This is a genomic window from Christensenella massiliensis (assembly GCF_040409835.1).
Classification (GTDB): Bacteria; Bacillota; Clostridia; order Christensenellales; family Christensenellaceae; genus Christensenella; species Christensenella massiliensis.
Genome location: NZ_CP117826.1, coordinates 1,288,238 through 1,304,117, shown reverse-complemented (window position 1 = coordinate 1,304,117; position 15,880 = coordinate 1,288,238). Strand labels below are relative to the sequence as shown.

At 54.2% G+C, this 15,880-nt stretch carries 17 protein-coding genes and 1 pseudogene; 1 reads left to right on the top strand and 17 read right to left on the bottom strand.

Annotated features, from left to right (window positions below):
* Window positions 1-12: 12 nt before the first annotated feature.
* From PUP29_RS06295 to PUP29_RS06215, 17 genes and pseudogenes are all read right to left on the bottom strand, one after another.
* Window positions 13-1,764 (bottom strand): C40 family peptidase, encoded by a 1,752-nt coding sequence (locus PUP29_RS06295; protein ID WP_353422703.1) that lies wholly within the window; start codon window positions 1,762-1,764, stop codon window positions 13-15.
* The gene (locus PUP29_RS06290) at window positions 1,745-4,120 is read right to left on the bottom strand and encodes a VirB4-like conjugal transfer ATPase, CD1110 family (RefSeq protein ID WP_353422702.1); all 2,376 of its coding nucleotides are present in this window, start codon (window positions 4,118-4,120) and stop codon (window positions 1,745-1,747) included. The genes PUP29_RS06295 and PUP29_RS06290 overlap by 20 nt, the downstream gene beginning before the upstream one ends.
* Window positions 4,068-4,463, bottom strand: a complete 396-nt coding sequence (locus PUP29_RS06285; RefSeq protein WP_087232295.1) for a PrgI family protein — start codon at window positions 4,461-4,463, stop codon at window positions 4,068-4,070. Before PUP29_RS06285 ends, PUP29_RS06290 begins: the two co-directional genes overlap by 53 nt.
* 1 nt (window position 4,464) lies before the next feature.
* On the bottom strand, window positions 4,465-5,049 hold the full coding sequence (locus tag PUP29_RS06280; protein WP_353422701.1) for an MT-A70 family methyltransferase: 585 nt from the start codon (window positions 5,047-5,049) through the stop codon (window positions 4,465-4,467).
* A complete protein-coding gene (locus PUP29_RS06275) occupies window positions 5,046-5,840 on the bottom strand; it encodes a DNA-methyltransferase (RefSeq protein WP_353422700.1) in 795 nt (264 codons plus the stop codon). Before PUP29_RS06275 ends, PUP29_RS06280 begins: the two co-directional genes overlap by 4 nt.
* Window positions 5,830-6,081, bottom strand: coding sequence for a hypothetical protein (locus tag PUP29_RS06270; protein ID WP_353422699.1), 252 nt, complete (start codon window positions 6,079-6,081; stop codon window positions 5,830-5,832). Before PUP29_RS06270 ends, PUP29_RS06275 begins: the two co-directional genes overlap by 11 nt.
* 15 nt (window positions 6,082-6,096) lie before the next feature.
* Window positions 6,097-6,963 (bottom strand): VirB6/TrbL-like conjugal transfer protein, CD1112 family, encoded by an 867-nt coding sequence (locus tag PUP29_RS06265; protein WP_055152387.1) that lies wholly within the window; start codon window positions 6,961-6,963, stop codon window positions 6,097-6,099.
* 11 nt (window positions 6,964-6,974) lie between these two features.
* A pseudogene (locus PUP29_RS06260) lies at window positions 6,975-7,055 on the bottom strand (Maff2 family mobile element protein); the annotation flags it as partial.
* An 89-nt stretch (window positions 7,056-7,144) separates the two neighbouring features.
* On the bottom strand, window positions 7,145-8,809 hold the full coding sequence (locus PUP29_RS06255) for a recombinase family protein (RefSeq protein ID WP_087989535.1): 1,665 nt from the start codon (window positions 8,807-8,809) through the stop codon (window positions 7,145-7,147).
* A gap of 6 nt (window positions 8,810-8,815) precedes the next feature.
* Window positions 8,816-9,013, bottom strand: a complete 198-nt coding sequence (locus tag PUP29_RS06250) for a hypothetical protein (RefSeq protein WP_015536493.1) — start codon at window positions 9,011-9,013, stop codon at window positions 8,816-8,818.
* 241 nt (window positions 9,014-9,254) lie between these two features.
* Window positions 9,255-10,592, bottom strand: a complete 1,338-nt coding sequence (locus PUP29_RS06245; RefSeq protein ID WP_087989536.1) for a virulence-associated E family protein — start codon at window positions 10,590-10,592, stop codon at window positions 9,255-9,257.
* Window positions 10,561-11,205 carry a CHC2 zinc finger domain-containing protein gene (locus tag PUP29_RS06240; RefSeq protein ID WP_087989537.1) on the bottom strand — a complete coding sequence of 215 codons (645 nt, stop codon included), beginning with the start codon at window positions 11,203-11,205 and terminating at the stop codon, window positions 10,561-10,563. Before PUP29_RS06240 ends, PUP29_RS06245 begins: the two co-directional genes overlap by 32 nt.
* A 65-nt stretch (window positions 11,206-11,270) precedes the next feature.
* Window positions 11,271-12,851 (bottom strand): MobQ family relaxase, encoded by a 1,581-nt coding sequence (gene mobQ, locus PUP29_RS06235; protein ID WP_087989538.1) that lies wholly within the window; start codon window positions 12,849-12,851, stop codon window positions 11,271-11,273.
* A gap of 190 nt (window positions 12,852-13,041) precedes the next feature.
* Window positions 13,042-13,365: a hypothetical protein gene (locus PUP29_RS06230; RefSeq protein ID WP_004613237.1), complete on the bottom strand. Its 324-nt coding sequence runs from the start codon at window positions 13,363-13,365 to the stop codon at window positions 13,042-13,044.
* A gap of 325 nt (window positions 13,366-13,690) precedes the next feature.
* Window positions 13,691-13,987, bottom strand: a complete 297-nt coding sequence (locus tag PUP29_RS06225; protein ID WP_009296086.1) for a DUF3847 domain-containing protein — start codon at window positions 13,985-13,987, stop codon at window positions 13,691-13,693.
* Entirely contained in the window at window positions 13,980-14,321 is a 342-nt protein-coding gene (locus tag PUP29_RS06220) for a DeoR family transcriptional regulator (RefSeq protein WP_003020305.1), read from the bottom strand. Before PUP29_RS06220 ends, PUP29_RS06225 begins: the two co-directional genes overlap by 8 nt.
* Window positions 14,318-14,506, bottom strand: coding sequence for a hypothetical protein (locus tag PUP29_RS06215; RefSeq protein WP_020989947.1), 189 nt, complete (start codon window positions 14,504-14,506; stop codon window positions 14,318-14,320). Before PUP29_RS06215 ends, PUP29_RS06220 begins: the two co-directional genes overlap by 4 nt.
* A 483-nt stretch (window positions 14,507-14,989) precedes the next feature.
* Here PUP29_RS06215 and PUP29_RS06210 point away from each other — a divergent pair, with 483 nt between their 5' ends.
* Window positions 14,990-15,796 carry a helix-turn-helix domain-containing protein gene (locus PUP29_RS06210; RefSeq protein ID WP_075877043.1) on the top strand — a complete coding sequence of 269 codons (807 nt, stop codon included), beginning with the start codon at window positions 14,990-14,992 and terminating at the stop codon, window positions 15,794-15,796.
* Window positions 15,797-15,880: the final 84 nt, after the last annotated feature.

Below are 15,880 nucleotides of genomic sequence, written 5' to 3'. Positions count from 1 at the left end.
GATACCTCCTTATCAGGGTAAACGCCCGTAGGCGTAAAAATGAGATTGCCAGTAACTTGTATTCAGATTTGCATATTGGATGGGATCGCCACAGTGGATCATCATCCCGTCCCCCACATAGATGCCACAGTGGGACACGCCCGCCGTGTCATAGGTGCCGACAAAGAACACCAGATCGCCGGGTTTTGGATTGCTGGTAGGGGTGCAGATGTTATAGAGCCCCTGGGCCCCCAGGCGGCCCACATTCCAGCCGCTGTGATTGATGACCCAGGACACGAAGCCGGAGCAATCAAAGGACGTAGCCGGGGAGCTCCCGCCCCACACATAGGGATAGCCCAGGTATTTCTCCGCCTCGGTGAGCATGGCCGCAAAGGTTTCATCGTCCAGATATTCCCCCGGCACGTCATATCCGGCGGGCGGGTTGGTAACGTATTTTCCCACATAGGCCGACTCAGGGAACAGGTCTGGCCGGTTCCCCAGGGTGGACATATAGAGGGAGTACCGGGACATCTGCTCCTCGTTCATCATTTCCAGGGGCAGATGGGACAGGTTTTTGTTTTCCAGCGTCACATAACAGATGTAGTAATTGTAGGGGACTTCCACATCGTAGGAGTTGCCCTCGCTGTCTGTCCGGCTTTCCGTCCGATAGCGCACCTCAACCACCACATCCTCGGTGAGAATGTACTGACGGTCAAAGAGGGTTTCCAGCGTCCCCTGCACCTGATCCAGCGTCCATGCCCCCTCATGGAGCACAGACAGGATAGAGATCAGCACATAGGGATCGTGCTCAATGCTGTCCAAGTCGAAGTGGTACTCGTCATAGTCGTGGGTACTTTCGTAGCTGTCCAGGTAGTCCTGGAGCTCCGCCTCCATTCCCACATAAGCCGCCTCCGCCGCCAGCATTTCCTCGTCCTGGGATGGGTAGGTAGTTGCGCCCACCGCGCCCGCCCCGGCGTTGCCAAGCGTCACCAGGGAGGACGAGCAGGACTGCATCATAAAGAGCAGGAGCACACAGGCCAGGGCCAGAACCACCCCCACGGGATGCCGCTTCACAAAGCCTACCACCTTTGCCCCGGCCTTTTCCGTGGCGGCGGCGGTCTTTTTCGCCGCGCCTGCCGCCCCGGTCTTGACCGCCTCCCGCGCCCGCTTCTGGTACTGCTTTTTCAAGCGGTGCTTGCGCCACATCCGGGAAACCGGGTTGCCGGACATCTCCGGGTGTTCCTGGGCGGCCATGCGGAAGTGATAGTCCGCCGTGGCCTTGACATATTTGGACTCGGCCCGCTGGACGGCCTTTGCCGGATGTTCCCGGACTTTCCGCTTCACAAACCGGGAGCCATGCCGCAGGGCGGCCTCGCCCACCAGCTCGGAGCGGTGGGCCCCCTCGATGCCCACATTCTCATGCTCGTTTTCATAAATCTTCCCATGCACAAAACCGTGGGCGGCCCCGCCAGCGGCGCGGCCCACCCGCCGGATGGGGCCGGGCTTTTTTGGGGGCTTCTGTTTTGCCAGCTTGTCTTTGGCCGCCTCCAGCTTTTCCACGCGCTTTTCCATGCGGAGCTTAGAAGCGGCGGCCTGTTCCTGTTTGCTTTTCTGCCGGAACTTTGACTTGTGGACACTTTGTCCAGAAGTGCTCTCTGTCCCGGCACCGCCTGGAGAGCCGTCCCCAGCGGCCCCGGAAGAAGCGCCGCCGGGATCGGCGGGCTCCTCCCAGGAGCCGGAGCGCTCCCTGGGCTCTTGTTCGGGTTTATTCAGTTTTCGCTTCATTCTTCAAGTCCTCCGGGCGCGTGGTCAGCAGGTTATAGATCTCCCCACGGGGGAACCGATCCACAAAGGGGATGGTCACATCGCCATAGAACAGCAGGCCCTCGCCGGAATTGGAATGGGTGATATAGGAGAGCTGATGCTCGGAAATGCCGAGCTGTTTCGCCAAAATCGCCCGGTCACTTTGGGCCTGGGACAGCAGGATCATAAAGTCGGTGTTGTCCAGAATGGCCTCGATCTCCCGGCTGGCCAAAAGGTCTTTGACGTTCTGCGTTAAAGCTGAGGGCACGCAGCCCTTTTTGCGGAGCATCTTCCACACGGCCACAAAGTAGCTGGCGGTGAGCGCGTCCCGGAGCAGGATGTGGAACTCGTCAAAGTAGCACCAGGTAGAAACGCCGTTGTGGAAATTGGCATCCACCGCCTGGGAAACAAATTCATTTGTGATGTGCATAGCGATCTTTCGGAGGTTTTCTCCCATGTTCTTGAGCACAATACACACCACCCGTTTATCCGTTTTTACATTAGTCGGATGATTAAAAAGATTGAGGGAGCCCGTACAGTAGAGCTCCAGGGCGGTTGCCACACGGCGGGCCTCCGGCTCCGGCTGTTTCAAGAGTTCCTCGTACAAGTCCTGCAACAGCGGCGTTTTTCCCGTGGCAATTCCCAGGGCCTGCTCCCGGTAGACCAGCCGCACACAGCGGTCAATCACCGTCTTTTCAATGGGTTGCAGGCCGTCTTTGCCGCCCACCACCAGCTCGCACAGGGACAACAAAAAATCCGCTTTCATGGAAAGCGGACTTTCTCCGGCGGTCATGTTAAGTTCTACATCCATCGGGTTTAAGTGATTTGGGCTGTCCGGGGATATTTCGATAATTTGTGCCTGGTTTCCCAGCCTGCGTACCAGCGGGACATATTCCCCCATCGGATCGACAATGATGATCCGGTCTTTTGGGATAGCGAGAAACACGTTGATGATTTCACGCTTTGCGGCGAAGCTCTTGCCGGAGCCCGTAGAGCCGAGATACAAGCCGTTGGCCGATTTCAGCTTTTTCCGATCCGCCATAATGACGTTGTGGGAAAGAGCGTTCATACCGTAGTAGAGGGACGGCCCAGCCATCCGCAGCTCCCTGGTCATAAAGGGAATGAAAATCGCCGTGGAGCTGGTAGTCATGCCCCGCTGGATTTCCACCTCGTTATAGCCCAGGGCCAGGGAAGAAACAAAGCCTTGCTCCTGTTGCCAGTCCAGCCGCTTCAAAGTGCAGTTATATTTCTGCGCGATACCGCCCACCGTGAACACGTCATTCTCCAGCCGCTGGCGGGTGGGGGCAAGGTTTACCACCGTGAACGTGAGCAGGAACATCCGCTCGTTTCGGGACTGCAGGTCAGCCAGAAGCTCCGCCGCGTCCTTGCTGAACGTAATGAGGTCAGGGGGCAGGATGTCGGGATCGTACCCGGCCCGCACCGCCTTGCGCTGTTCCTCCACCTTCATTTTGCCGATGTCGGAGATTTTGCCCTTGATGGTCTTAATGGCTTTAAGCTGATCCACCGTCTGAATGTGGAGAGTAACCGTCATTTCCGCATCCAGCTCCAGGATCTCCGCCAGGAGCTTGTCCGAGAGCTCGGACGCCAAAATCTGCAAGTAGGACGCCGCACCCCAGTATTGGCCGATGCGGAACGTCCTGGCCTGCCGGAAGTCGAAGCTGTCCGGCGCGATATAGTCCTTTGTGCCAAGCCCGGTTTTGGGGATGTCCTGCCAGGAGAAGCGGAACGGCTCCCGGTTGCCGGGATGCATCTGCCCGTGGAGCAGGGCCAGCCGCGCCTGTCCGTCCATCGGGACAGAGGGAACGCCCAGCCGTTTGAGGTTGCCTGTCACATCGGCTTCCACCCGTTCCAGGCGGGGGCGGGCTTCCGCGATCCCCTCGGCGGGCAGGCCAAAGGTAATATATTTTGACCGCTCGATGCCGTTGTTGCTTTTGGCAATCTGGTTTTTCAGCATCCCCGTAAACTCGGCCCGGATGCTGTCAAAGTCATCCTGGGCCGGGGGAATGTTTACCTTGTAGCGGCTCCGGGAACGGGAGCGGCGGTTGATAAAGGAGAGCTGGAACGGCAGGGAGCTGTCGAAGTAGTTGAGGAACGAGCTCCACCCGCTGAAAATCGCCGTCTGATCCTCCGTAGACGCAACGGAATAGTTGATGTCCTCATATTCCACCGTCTTTGTGTAGAGCCCGCCGGGGAGCTGGCACACGCCGTCCGGGTGCATCACCAGATAAGGGATGGTCTGCTGGGCGGACAAAACAGCTTTCCGGTTAGCGGCCTTTCCGGGGCCGCGCTTTTGGCTTTTTGCTTTCTGCAATCGCATCCTCCTTTCGCACAGCGCCCCGCTGGGTGAACGGGGCATAGATATTTTCCGTCTGGTAGGGCCTCACCCCAGGCCGCAGGAACTTCGCCCGCAGGACATTCCGCACAACCTTTTCAAAGGGGAGCCCGTCTTTTTCATACATCGCCAGCAGGAACGCCGGGAGCGCCACCCCCATCATCAGGAACATGGCCCCGGTGTTGCCGATGGCGCTCCGGGCCAGCAGGTAGGACGGGATGCCCACCGCCGCCGCGATCCCGAAGCACACAAGCTGGCGCTTTGTCAAATTAAAGGCCAGTTTGGTCTTGATTTTGGATAAGTCGTTAGGGACATTTACATAGGGAATTTCAATCACTCCTTTCCGGCCCGGCCACCTCTGGACACTTTGTCCAGAAGTCCGGGAGGGTGCTTTCCACCTCATTCCCCCACACATCCCAGCCAGGCGGGGACTGCCGGGCGAACAGCTCCACCCTGGGCACATCGCCCATGAGGGCCACGATCTTGTCACGGGCCTCCTCCGGCTTGCGGCTGTGCTCCTGGATAGGGGAAATAATGAATTGATGGACGTTTGCCGCCTGCCGCTTCGGGTGCCCCCGCGTTGCCAGCAGGCAGACCTCCGCGTTGCCCCGCGTCCAGAAGCCCAGGCCATAGAACCAGCCCTCGGACTTGCGGTTTTTCTTCAGCCAGACGAAAGCAACGCTCTTATAAGTGAAGCCCCACGCCTTGATGAGCCGCAGGGCCTCCGGGAGCTGCGGGAATGTAGCCCACAAAAAAAGCACGCTGTCCGGGGCCGCCAGATCCGCCACCGGGAGCGTGCATAACTCGTCAACCCCCATTGTGGGGTAGTGTTTTTCCGCCGCCCCCTGCAAGCCCTTTTGAGCATACCGCCAGGGGGGATCGGCGTAGATCACAGAATACTGTCCGATAGTCAAACTCCTTTCTCCCCGGCCTCCACCGCCGCGCCTGCCACACGGATGCGCTCGCTGGCGGCGGCATAGTAGGCCGGGACGGTTTCAAAACAGAGGAAGCGGCGGCCCGTATTGAGGGCGGCCACTGCCGTTGTGCCGGAGCCCGCGCAGATGTCCGCCACCAGCTCGCCGGGCCGGGTGTAGGTCTTGATGAAATACTCGCACAGGGCCACCGGCTTCTGCGTGGGGTGGACGGTGCGCTGGACGGTGGGGAACGTGAGCACGTTCCCCGGAAAGCGCAGGCCATCCTCCGAGCCGCCCGTGGTACGGACGAATTTTCCATAGTTCGGGCTGTCCCCGTTGTTGGTCAGACTCCGCTTGTAGGGCTTGCCCTGTTCAAACTGCGGGTTGTAAAGAGGGAGCTTCTGATAGAATACCAGGATGTTCTCCGTCTTTTTCAGCGGAGCGCGGCGGGCATTGAGAAAGCCAGTAGAGCGGCTTTTGTACCACACCCACTCATAGCGGAGCATGGACAGGTTGGATGCCCCCAGCACCTTGTCATAGGGGCACTGCGCGAAAAACAGGATCGCGCCGTCCGGCTTGACCGCCCATTTTACCGCCTCCCACAGCTCCGGGAGCGGCAGGGGCACATCCCAAAAGTTCCGGGTTGTCCCATAGGGCGGATCAGTTAAGAGCATATCCACGGAATGACGGGGCAGGGAGCGCAGGCCCTCGATGCCATCCATGAGGAACAGCCCCTCCGGGGGTTCCGGGGACTTCTGGACACTTTGTCCAGAGGTGCCCTTATCGGTCATCCCTGGCCTCCTTGCCCTTTGCCGGGGCGGGCCGGGCGGCGTTCTCGCGGGCGGCCTGCGCCCGCCCCTCGGCTAACTGCTGGGCAATCGTCTTTGCGTCATCACTGCCGCCCAGCAATTCCCGCTTTTGTAAAACGGCCTCCGTTTCCGCCATAAAGCGGTGAACGTCAGCCTGGGTGAAGTCCTCCGGCGCTTTCCCATACCACAGGCGCGTCCCGTCGGGCCCATATCTTCTCGGCATATAACACCCCTTTCTTTAGTGCGCACTAAAGATGCTGCGCGCTATCGTCCCGGTTTTGAACAGCATGAAGCAGAGCAAAACCGTATAGCCCACGGTGCCCCAGATCGCCCCGATGGGATCTCCGCCCGTGGCAATTCCCTGGATCAGCACCGCATAGATTGCAACGCACACCAGAATGAGCATCCCCTGGAAGCCCACGGCAAAGAGGGAGCGCAGATAGTTCTGCCCCATCTGTCCCACTTCCCGGTGGGAGATGGTTGCCATAGGGATCGGGGCCAAACTGGTGAGCAAATAGATTTCCAGCATCCTCCCGTAGACCAGGACGAAAATGACGATACCCAGCGCCCACATGGTAACGCCGATAATTGAGGACTGGAGCCATAGGCCCAGAAGCGGCCCTAAGTCCATCCCCTCCAGGGTGGTTTCCAGTTCCGTGATCATATCCGGCGTGATGTCCGTGGAGCCCTGGATCAGACCGCCCGCCTGGGCAATCACTGTCTGCGACACGTCAAAGACGGCCATCACAATATCAAAGGTATTTGAGAGAATGAAGATGGCACAAGCCGTTTTGAACATCCATTTGTAGATATTCGCCACGTCAAACTCGTGCATATTGTTCTTTTCCAAAAGCATCTGAATGAGCTCATAGGTGGCAACAAAGGTCAGTACCAGCCCGGCAATCGGTAAAATCACCGTTTCGGAAAGCTGGCGGATGAGGGAAAATACCCCGGCGTTCCACGCCGCCGGGGTAGTCCCCACCTGTACCGCGATCTCTCCGACTTGGGTATTGACGTAATCAAAGAGCCCCTCCAGGTTCCCCATGATCCCGCCAATCAACAGCTCTTTGAGCCAGTCCGTGAGCCAGTCGGTGAGAAAATCCATAGGCCCTTACCTTAGAACAAACCGCTCAGCAGAGGGATCAGGGTGGTGCCCAGCAGGATGATGCCGCCGCCCGCCATGAGCTGTTTTATCCCTAATTAGGAGTAAAACCTTGCTCGATGGCGGGCGGCGGCGTGTCAAAAAATATATGGAATTGTTTTAGAACCGCCCCAGCGGGAACAGGTCAGCCCTTGACCTGTTCCACCTCCGGGATGGGTTTGAGATTGAAGTGAATTTCGATAGAAATGTGTCGTGTCTTATCGCTGTCGATGTGTTCATGGACAACGATTTCTTTAATCAGGCGGTTTAAGGTGGCTGTGTCCAACTCCGTGATGTCGGCATATTCCTGAATGGCGTCCACCCATTGTTTGGCGTCCATTGCCAGCCGCATTTCATCAGCCAGCTTCTTGCGCCCCTGTGCAACCCGTTCTTTCAACTCGGCCTGTTCCTTCTGCGTCTTGTCCAGCATGAGATTGAAGTTGGCTTCGCTGATCCGCCCGGCAACCATATCCTCATAGAGCCGCAGCACCATCTTTTCCAGAACCTCAATTCGTTCCTCGTCTTTTGTCAGGGAACGCTCCAACGCTTCCCGCTGGCCTTTCTGTTCGGCTTCACAGGTGTTGGTCAGCTTCCCGGCAATGGCTTCCCCATCGGTCAGGGCAGCCCTGGCACACTCCCGGATTTTGTTCAGGACAAGGTGGTAAAGGGTGTCGTACTCCACCCGGTGCTGGGAACAGTGGTTCTTGCCGAACGCCCCATAGGTCTTACAGGCGTAAATCTGCTGCGGGTGCTTGGCGTGGGTGGTACGGATGGTCAGCGACTTGCCGCACTCGCCGCACTTGATAAGCCCGGCAAACAGGCTGGTTTCCCCGTCCTGACGGGGGCGCTGCCGGGATTTCAGCTTGTCCTGCACGATGGCAAAACTTTTGCTGTCAATCAACGGTTCGTGCCGCTGCTCCACCACGATCCAGTCCTGCGGCTTCTTCTCGCCAATGGTGCCGATTTTGAAGCGGTAGTCCTTCTTTTGGGAAGCGATCGCCCCGGTATAAACGGGATTCATCAGGATGTCCTTTATCACGGAGAAATCCCACATATACCGCCCGTTTTCCGGGTCTTTCTTTTCCCATTTGGTGCGGACATTGCGGAAGCCCCGTTCCCGGTTCCACCATGTAGGGCAAGGCACCTTCTGTTCTTCCAGCCTGCGCCGGATGAAGTTGGGGCCGTGTCCTTCCAGCGCCCAAAGGAAGATTTGCCGGACAATGGGGGCGGTTTCCTCGTCCACCAGCAGGTGGTTTTTGTCCTCCGGGTCTTTCCGATACCCAAAGGGAGCCACACAGCCGGTAAACTGGCCTTGCTGGGCTTTCAGCAGATATGAGGAATGTACCTTCTTGGAAATGTCCTTGCTGTACATCTCGTTCAGGATGTTCTTGAACGGCGCAATGTCGTTGTTGTCCCGCATGGTGTCGATACCGTCATTCATGGCGATATAGCGGACGCCGTGACGGGGGAAGAAGTCCTCAATCAGTGTGCCGGTCTGCAAGTAATTTCGGCCCAATCTCGATAAATCTTTCGTTATCACAAGATTTATCTGCCTGCGCTCGATGGCCTTTAACATCCGTTTCAGGTCGGGGCGCTCCATGTTCAGCCCCGTGTAGCCATCGTCCTGATAGACTGCCACAACCTCCCATCCCTGCTTTTCGCAGTAGCTTTCCAGCATATCCCGCTGGTTGGCAATACTGGCGCTCTCCCCGTCAAGGTCATCGTCTTTGGAAAGCCTGCAATAGATAGCCGCCCGGAAGCTGCCCGCCAGAATTGCGTCCATGCCTGTGTATTCGTATCCGTTCATCATAACCGTTTACCCGCACAATCCAGACGGAACACGGTTCTTCTGAACCTCGTCTTTATTATATCCTAAATCTTGTGTTTTCGCAAGATTTTCCTTGCCGGTATTCTGCCCATATTTTTGGGCAATCAGGCTCACAAAGACATCCGCTGCGTCCAGTTCGCCGTCAAAAACTGTGGTAACATGAATCTCTGTTTTCGTTTTTGCCATAGGCAGTTATCCTCCATAATAGAATAGCCAGACAAGGAGAAGGTCGGCAACGAAGTCCGGCAACGGGCTTCAAAAAACCTCAAAACCATCTCTGTCTGGCGGTTTGGTTACAATTTATATTTTCTTTTATTTTTCTGTTGTTTTGGTTGTCATAGGGGAGAAAAGCCGATAGTTTCGGGATTTTCCCCGGCAACCGGCTCGGCAACGGGATAGCAACAGGGGATGCAACGGGCTGTCATTTTCAGAATGGAAGCTCCATCTGTTCTGTGACCTCCACAAAACCGTCCATCGTTTTTTCAGACGGGTTGCCGGAGTCCGTTGCCGGGTTTTCACGCTCCCAGCCCTTTTGTCTGCCATATTCGGAAAACATTCTTGGGTTCGGGAAGTACCGCCAGCGGTCAATGCTCTGGTTCATAATCTCGTTGATTTCCCGGATTTCCCATTGCTTCGGTTCGTCAAAGGCATGGTTCAAGGCTTCCTTGTAGAGCTGCTTGGAACAGACCATGCTCCCGGTGTACTTATCAAGATATGCCTGTATCATCCCGGCTTTGGTGTCCTCCGGCATAAAATCCCGCTGGTGTTCTTTGAGATACCGCTGCATGGCGGAGCTGAAAGCCAGCTTGAACCTGCCGCTTCGGTAAATCTCCATCGCTTCCGCCCACATCTGCTCGATATAGGCTCTGGAAGCAGCTTCGTCCTCCAAAATGTGAACCTCGGCTTGCCCTGGGTACACCATGACGGGGATAAAGCGGCGGTTGCCGGAACGGTCAAGGGGCAGGAAGTCAAGGGCATTGGAAGTGCCGCCAAACACGCACTGACGGGGGCGGTCTGCCGGGTGGGTTTCATAGGGTATCTTATAAACCTCTTTCTGCCTGCTTAAAAATGACTTGATTTCCTCAATGCTCTTGGCATTGGCGGTTGCCATCATTTCCGACATTTCGATAATCCAGTGACCTTGCAGCTTGCGGTACACATTGTCATCGTCCAGCTTCCGCAAATCATCGGAGAACCACTCGTCCCGGACTGCCAGCAGACGGAAGAAGGTGGACTTGCCAGCCCCCTGACCGCCTACCAGACAGAGCATGATTTCAAATTTGCATCCCGGCTGAAAGGCTCGTGAGATTGCACCCAGCAGGAACAGCTTCAACGCTTCATAGGTGTAATCGTCTGCGTCAGCCCCCAGAAAGTGCCGCAGGCAGAAACGGATTCGCTCTGTCCCGTCCCACACAAGGGTATTAAGATAGTCCCGGATGGGATGGTACTTGTTTTCATTCGCCACAATCCCGATGGCGTTATCAATCTTCTTCTCATTGGTAAGCCCGTAGGTTTCTTCCAGATAGAGAAGAAGATACTTCATATCCGTATCATTCAGGGCGGTGCTTTCTCTGTGGAAGCCGATGGGCTTTATGATGTCCTTGCGGTCGGTCAGGATGTTGTATGCGATAGCCCCGGAAAGCAGCGGGTCACACTGGAATACGGTCAGGCAGTTCCGTATGCTCTGACGGACACCGCCTTTCTCGGTAGTTTCCAGCCCCGCCTTGATTTCCTCAATGCTCTGGGGCGGCTGCATGGCGTTCATGGTGTTTTTTAGTTCTTGCTGCGTCTGCGGTTGCAAGCTCTGCCATTCGCTGTTCAAGCTGTATCACATCCTTTCCGTAGTCCGTAATCAAAGCCGCTTTTTCCTCTGTCTCCCCGAACAACAGCACATCCAGCAGATATTCCACTTGGGCTTGCTTCTGTAAGGCTTCCACAAACCGGGGATGAAAGGCTTCCTCTGGGGAGTGCGGGGCGTAGTCTTTTCTCCATGCCATAAGCAAGTGATGATAATCGGCAAGAATACGGAAGCAGCGGTTCTTTGCTTCCTGAAACTGTTCCTCCGGGGATTTCTGCCGGGGCTTGGGCTTTTTTGCCTTTCCCGGCGGTTTCCAGTCCTCATAGGAAAGCCCGAAGTCCTGTGCCAGTTGTACGGCGGCTTCTTTCTTTCCCAGCCCATACAGGGCGGCGGCAAAATCAATCACATCCCCATCCGCACCGCAGCCGAAGCAGTGGTAACGCTGATCCAGCTTCATGCTTGGGGTTTTATCGTTATGGAACGGGCAACAAGCCATCCCGTTCCGACCTACATGGATTCCATAATGCTCCGCAGCCTGTCTTGTTGTAACGGACTGCTTCACAGCTTCAAATACATTCAAATCTATCCCTCCTTAAAAATAAGAAAAGCACCTGACATTCTCTGATTGAAAATGGCAAGTGCCTGTTAAAGTTCCATATCCTGTTGTTTGTGTTTCGCCTGTGCCGGGACAGTTCTTTGTGCTTTTTTCTCGTTCGCCTTATCCTGCAAGACTTCCTTGATAGGCTGCTTCTTGGGCGGCTCTTTGCTTTCCTCTGTGCCGGGGGTGGCTTTCCGTACCCAGTAGCGGATGTCCCGCAGCTTCTTCAAATCCTCCTGCACCTCGGTCAGCGGTACTTTCATCTCTGCGATTTCTTCCAGAAGTGTTTCCTGCTCCTCTTGCAGTTCCTTTTGGGTGCTGTCCTTATCGTCCGGGTGTTTGGCAAGGTAGGCGGCAGCTTTCTCATACCGGGCAACCTCCGGGTGTTCCTGTTTGAATTTCTCCTTTGTTTTCTTAAAAAATATCTTCTGGTACTTCTCATAGACAGGCTTACATTCCTTGCAGTCTGTCCGGCTGGCAAGAATCCCGTCAATCACTTTGCTGCGGGCTTCCTTTGGCTTCATCTGATTGCGGTAATCTGCGGCTGATTTCCCGGAAGATTCCAGAAATGCTTCTAAGTCCTCCACAGTGGAAAGCCCCTTTTGCCGAAGATAGGACAGAGCTTCGCTGACTGCCTTTAAGTCCTGTGAAGTCCCCCGGTTCTGTCCAGCCCTTGTCCAATCCTTCCGTTCCTCCTTTCGTATCTCCATATATTTCATTAGTAGATTGGGGAGAAGTGTCGCTTCCTCCGCCGCCTTTTGTGCAAGCAGTTCTTTCCGTTTTTCTCCCAGCTCGGTAATCCAGCCTTTGAGGTTTTGGATAAGCTGCCGGATGGACTTCATCAGGCGGTTGGCGGCTCTGATTTCCCGGTTCAGGTTGCCGATATTCGTCTGGATACCTCGCTTTTCCATCTGCCGGACAGCAGCACCCTCATGGACAGTAGGGATAATATCAAGCCCCTGTCTGGCATAGGAACGCAAGTCCACACGCTCCGGGCGGTCATTGGCTTCCAGATAACGGTTCTGGATGACCTCCCATTCATGCCGCCAGATTTCACAATACTTCTGGTCGTTCCAGTCAACCGTATCCTCCTTGTGGCTTTTCCACCTGCCGGATGGCAGCTTTATCCGTTCCCCGTTCTCGTCAAGGTCATAAACCTTGCGGCTCTTGGGAAGCCATTTCCCATGTTCGTCCATTGCCCTCATAGTGAGCAAGACATGGGCGTGGGGATTGTGTCCCGGCGGATGGGGGTCATGGATGGCAAAATCAGCAATCATGCCTTTGGAAACAAACTGCTGCTGGCAGAACTCCCGGACAAGGACAGCGTACTGGTCAGGTGGTATCTCTCTTGGGATGGTAAGCACCCACCGCCTTGCAAGCTGGGAGTTCCATTGCTTCTCCACTGCTTCGGCGGCGTTCCATAAGGTATTGCGGTCTGCATACTCTGGCAAGGCATTTGCCGGGAGCAGGATTTCATTGTGGACGATACCACGCTTTTCCGGGTAGTGCTTCACTTGCTGGTCGTATTCACAGAACAGCTTTTCACCACTCTGGTAAGCAGCGGCGGCAACCGCAGACTGCCGCTGGCTGCGCTGAACAATCGTGATTTCGTTGTGTGGACAGGGCATTTCGTGTCCCTCCTTTCTGTAATTGACGGATGGGGTGGTGCTTTACCACCTCATTTTGGACAAAAAAAGCAGGAGACCTTTTTTCAGATTTCCTGCTCGGTGTGCCGCTGTGTGAGCGGCGGGTATTTAGTTGTAAAAGTTCGGGACAAGTTGACCCGATGTAAAGCTAACAAACTGAAATTTGACTTGTCTATTTTCTTAAAATCTCATGTGGAGCTTCTATTTCATTTGCCAAGGTATGCTCTGTTAATTCTGACATCAATTTCAATTTTTTATTAATCAATGGTCGCATACAATTAGGAACATGTTCCTGATGCGCTCTGTGGATTGCTACACATTCCTTACAGTTTCCGTGATAACGACAGGCTTTCAGGCAAGGACAGTGATCTTTGTCTTTATACTCCTTACGAAATTCCGCTGCAAATTCTTCTTGCAGTCTCAGCCCCTCGACACGGTTTCCCTTATGAAATTCTACCATTGCATCCAGTTCTTTCTGGTTCCCTTCAATCTTCATGTTATTATAGCGCCTCCATTTCAACTATTCCTCATTTTCTGATAAATTACGATTTATTGCTGACTTTATTATACTTTATTGCCTATCGAAAAGATAGCATATTTTATAAAACTTGTCGGCTGGGAACAGCTTGCAACGCAAGGTGTCCCCAGATGGCAAGTTCACAAAAGGGTAGCTGGCGGCAGCCAGCGCAGGGGAAGCGTAGCGTCCCCTGTATGATTTGGAGCAGACCATGACTGCGGAAAATCACAGCCCTCCGGCGAGGAGCCTTCGGAGAACGCAATGCACCAACCTCTGGGTGGTGTATAATTGCGCCCTTAGTAAACTAAGGGGTTTCCGGCTTCTCCCGTTCCAGCATTTTTTTCAATAGTTCCTGCGTGTCCTGTCTGTGAAAAATGAGTTTCAACAACAGCATGACATCATCATCTGTCAGGCGTTCCGGCTCTTGCAGAAAACTTTCCAGCATACCGCCACGGGTACAGAGCCGGTGTGTCCGTTCCTTTCGGGTAAGCTGCTTTAACTGGTGCTGCAATGCCTTTTCATCATTGATAGCTTTCCGCAGTTTCTTTTCGCTTTTCTCCAGCTCCCGGTTGAGCTTTTCCAGCTTTGAGGTATCAGGCAAGGGCGGCGTCCTCCTTTCCCGGTATCAGCACATAAATCCTATTCGGTTCTCCCACGCCCTGACGCACCCGCATGATAAGTCCGGCGGTTTCCAGTTCATTCAAAGAACGCTTGACCGTCATGGGGCTGCGGGACAGGACTGCGGCAATGGCTGTAACAGGGAAGCAAACAAACAGGATTCCGTTCTCGTCCTCCTGCCCTTTGGAGAGCATAGCGTCCAACATCCGGCAGTACATAACCTTTGCGGTGCTGCTAACTGGAAACCCTGTCAACGCTCTGGGAAATGGCATACATGGCGGCAATGGTGTGTCTATCGTCATAAATTCAAAATTCATTCTGTGTGTTCCTCCTTTTTCTTTGCTCGTTTGGATAAATAACGGGGGCAGTCAATCACAACCGCCCGGAAGCTCTGCTTGCACCCATGCTGGCATTTCCGGCATAATTCGTTGTAAGTGACACGCCCCCGGTCATTGAGGTAAAAGGAAAGCTCATACTTCCTCTTTTTGCTCATTCTCGGCATATTGCGCTTCCTCCCGTTTTAGTGTATGGTTTCGGGGCGCTTTTCGGCAAAATTACGGTCATAGAGCCGCTTAAAATCTCCCGAAGTATCAGCGATAGGGTAGACTATCCCCCTATCAGATTGTCGTGTTTCGGTATCATTTCGGTGTCAGTTCGCCAGTTCTCCCTGGTGTCGTTCCTCCCCTGAATCTCACAGCGGCGTATTGCTCCCTTTGGTACGCTCGTTTTGGTCAGGATTCCTCCACATCCCTGCCAAAAGTCATGGCACTACATCGCCGGGGAAGCATATCCCACACAGGCTGGTCATTCGATTGGAATAATCCATCGATGAACTACCTGTATCATAGAACATTTTTGTACCCTGTGCCGTATGTCCACAAAGTAGGAATTAAGGGTAAAAATCAGAAATTTCCACGATTGCGGAAAGTGTGATATAATCCAGTTAAGCGGCAGCAATCAAACCGCCGGAAAGGAGCGTGTGCCCATGAAAGGAGCGACAAGCATACAGGAACGCCTTTGGGAACTCCGCAAGGACAAAGGCTTAAATCTGGAAGAATTATCAGAGTTGACGGGTATTTCCAAATCAGCTCTTGGAAGTTATGAAAAAGAGGATTATAAGGAAATCAATCATGGCAACCTTATCGCGCTGGCAGACTTCTATGGAGTTTCCGTTGATTATCTGCTGTGCCGGACAGAGAACAGGGAGCAGATCAACACGCCATTGACGGAGCTGCATTTGAATGATGAGATGGTCGCACTTCTGAAAAGCGGTCGGATTAACAACCGTCTGCTCTGTGAGCTTGCCACACATAAAGATTTTATCAAGTTTCTTGCAGATATTGAGATTTATGTGGACGGGATTGCCACCATGCAGATTCAAAACCTCAACGCCCTTGTCGATACCGTCCGGCATGAAATCATTGAACGGTATCGCCCCGGCGAAGATGACCCGCATTTGAAGGTGCTGCAAGCTGCCCATATCAGCGATGATGAGTATTTCAGCCACATGGTTCTGGATGACCTCAACCGGATTATCCGTGATATTCGGGAAGCCCACAAAAAGGACAGTGAGAGTGCGCCCCAGACCACTGTTGCCGATGAACTGAAAGAAAATCTGGAAGCGGTCGAAAATTTCAAGGGCAGCCGGGATGAAAAGTTGGTTGTCCTTTACTGCAAGCAGCTCGGCATCAACTATAAAAATCTGTCAGACGAAGAATTTCGCTGGCTGATTCGGATTCTCAAAAAATCAAAGAAAATGGGAACGCCTATCAGCCAGAGGAAAAAAAGGTAAGGAAAAACCGCTGTTGCATGGTTTGTTGGCTCCCATGTAGCAGCGGTTTGTGCTGTGGTTATTCAGTTAAAATTTCAAAGCGAT

Coding starts and splice junctions, on each gene's coding strand:
- PUP29_RS06270 (WP_353422699.1), bottom strand. CDS start 6,081: ATGCCGAGAAGATATGGGCCCGACGGGACGCGCCTGTGGTATGGGAAA.
- PUP29_RS06250 (WP_015536493.1), bottom strand. CDS start 9,013: ATGGCAAAAACGAAAACAGAGATTCATGTTACCACAGTTTTTGACGGC.
- PUP29_RS06265 (WP_055152387.1), bottom strand. CDS start 6,963: ATGGATTTTCTCACCGACTGGCTCACGGACTGGCTCAAAGAGCTGTTG.
- PUP29_RS06290 (WP_353422702.1), bottom strand. CDS start 4,120: ATGCGATTGCAGAAAGCAAAAAGCCAAAAGCGCGGCCCCGGAAAGGCC.
- PUP29_RS06210 (WP_075877043.1), top strand. CDS start 14,990: ATGAAAGGAGCGACAAGCATACAGGAACGCCTTTGGGAACTCCGCAAG.
- PUP29_RS06245 (WP_087989536.1), bottom strand. CDS start 10,592: ATGAACGCCATGCAGCCGCCCCAGAGCATTGAGGAAATCAAGGCGGGG.
- PUP29_RS06215 (WP_020989947.1), bottom strand. CDS start 14,506: ATGCCGAGAATGAGCAAAAAGAGGAAGTATGAGCTTTCCTTTTACCTC.
- PUP29_RS06295 (WP_353422703.1), bottom strand. CDS start 1,764: ATGAAGCGAAAACTGAATAAACCCGAACAAGAGCCCAGGGAGCGCTCC.
- PUP29_RS06255 (WP_087989535.1), bottom strand. CDS start 8,809: ATGATGAACGGATACGAATACACAGGCATGGACGCAATTCTGGCGGGC.
- PUP29_RS06220 (WP_003020305.1), bottom strand. CDS start 14,321: ATGAATTTTGAATTTATGACGATAGACACACCATTGCCGCCATGTATG.
- mobQ (WP_087989538.1), bottom strand. CDS start 12,851: ATGCCCTGTCCACACAACGAAATCACGATTGTTCAGCGCAGCCAGCGG.
- PUP29_RS06275 (WP_353422700.1), bottom strand. CDS start 5,840: ATGACCGATAAGGGCACCTCTGGACAAAGTGTCCAGAAGTCCCCGGAA.
- PUP29_RS06230 (WP_004613237.1), bottom strand. CDS start 13,365: ATGAAGATTGAAGGGAACCAGAAAGAACTGGATGCAATGGTAGAATTT.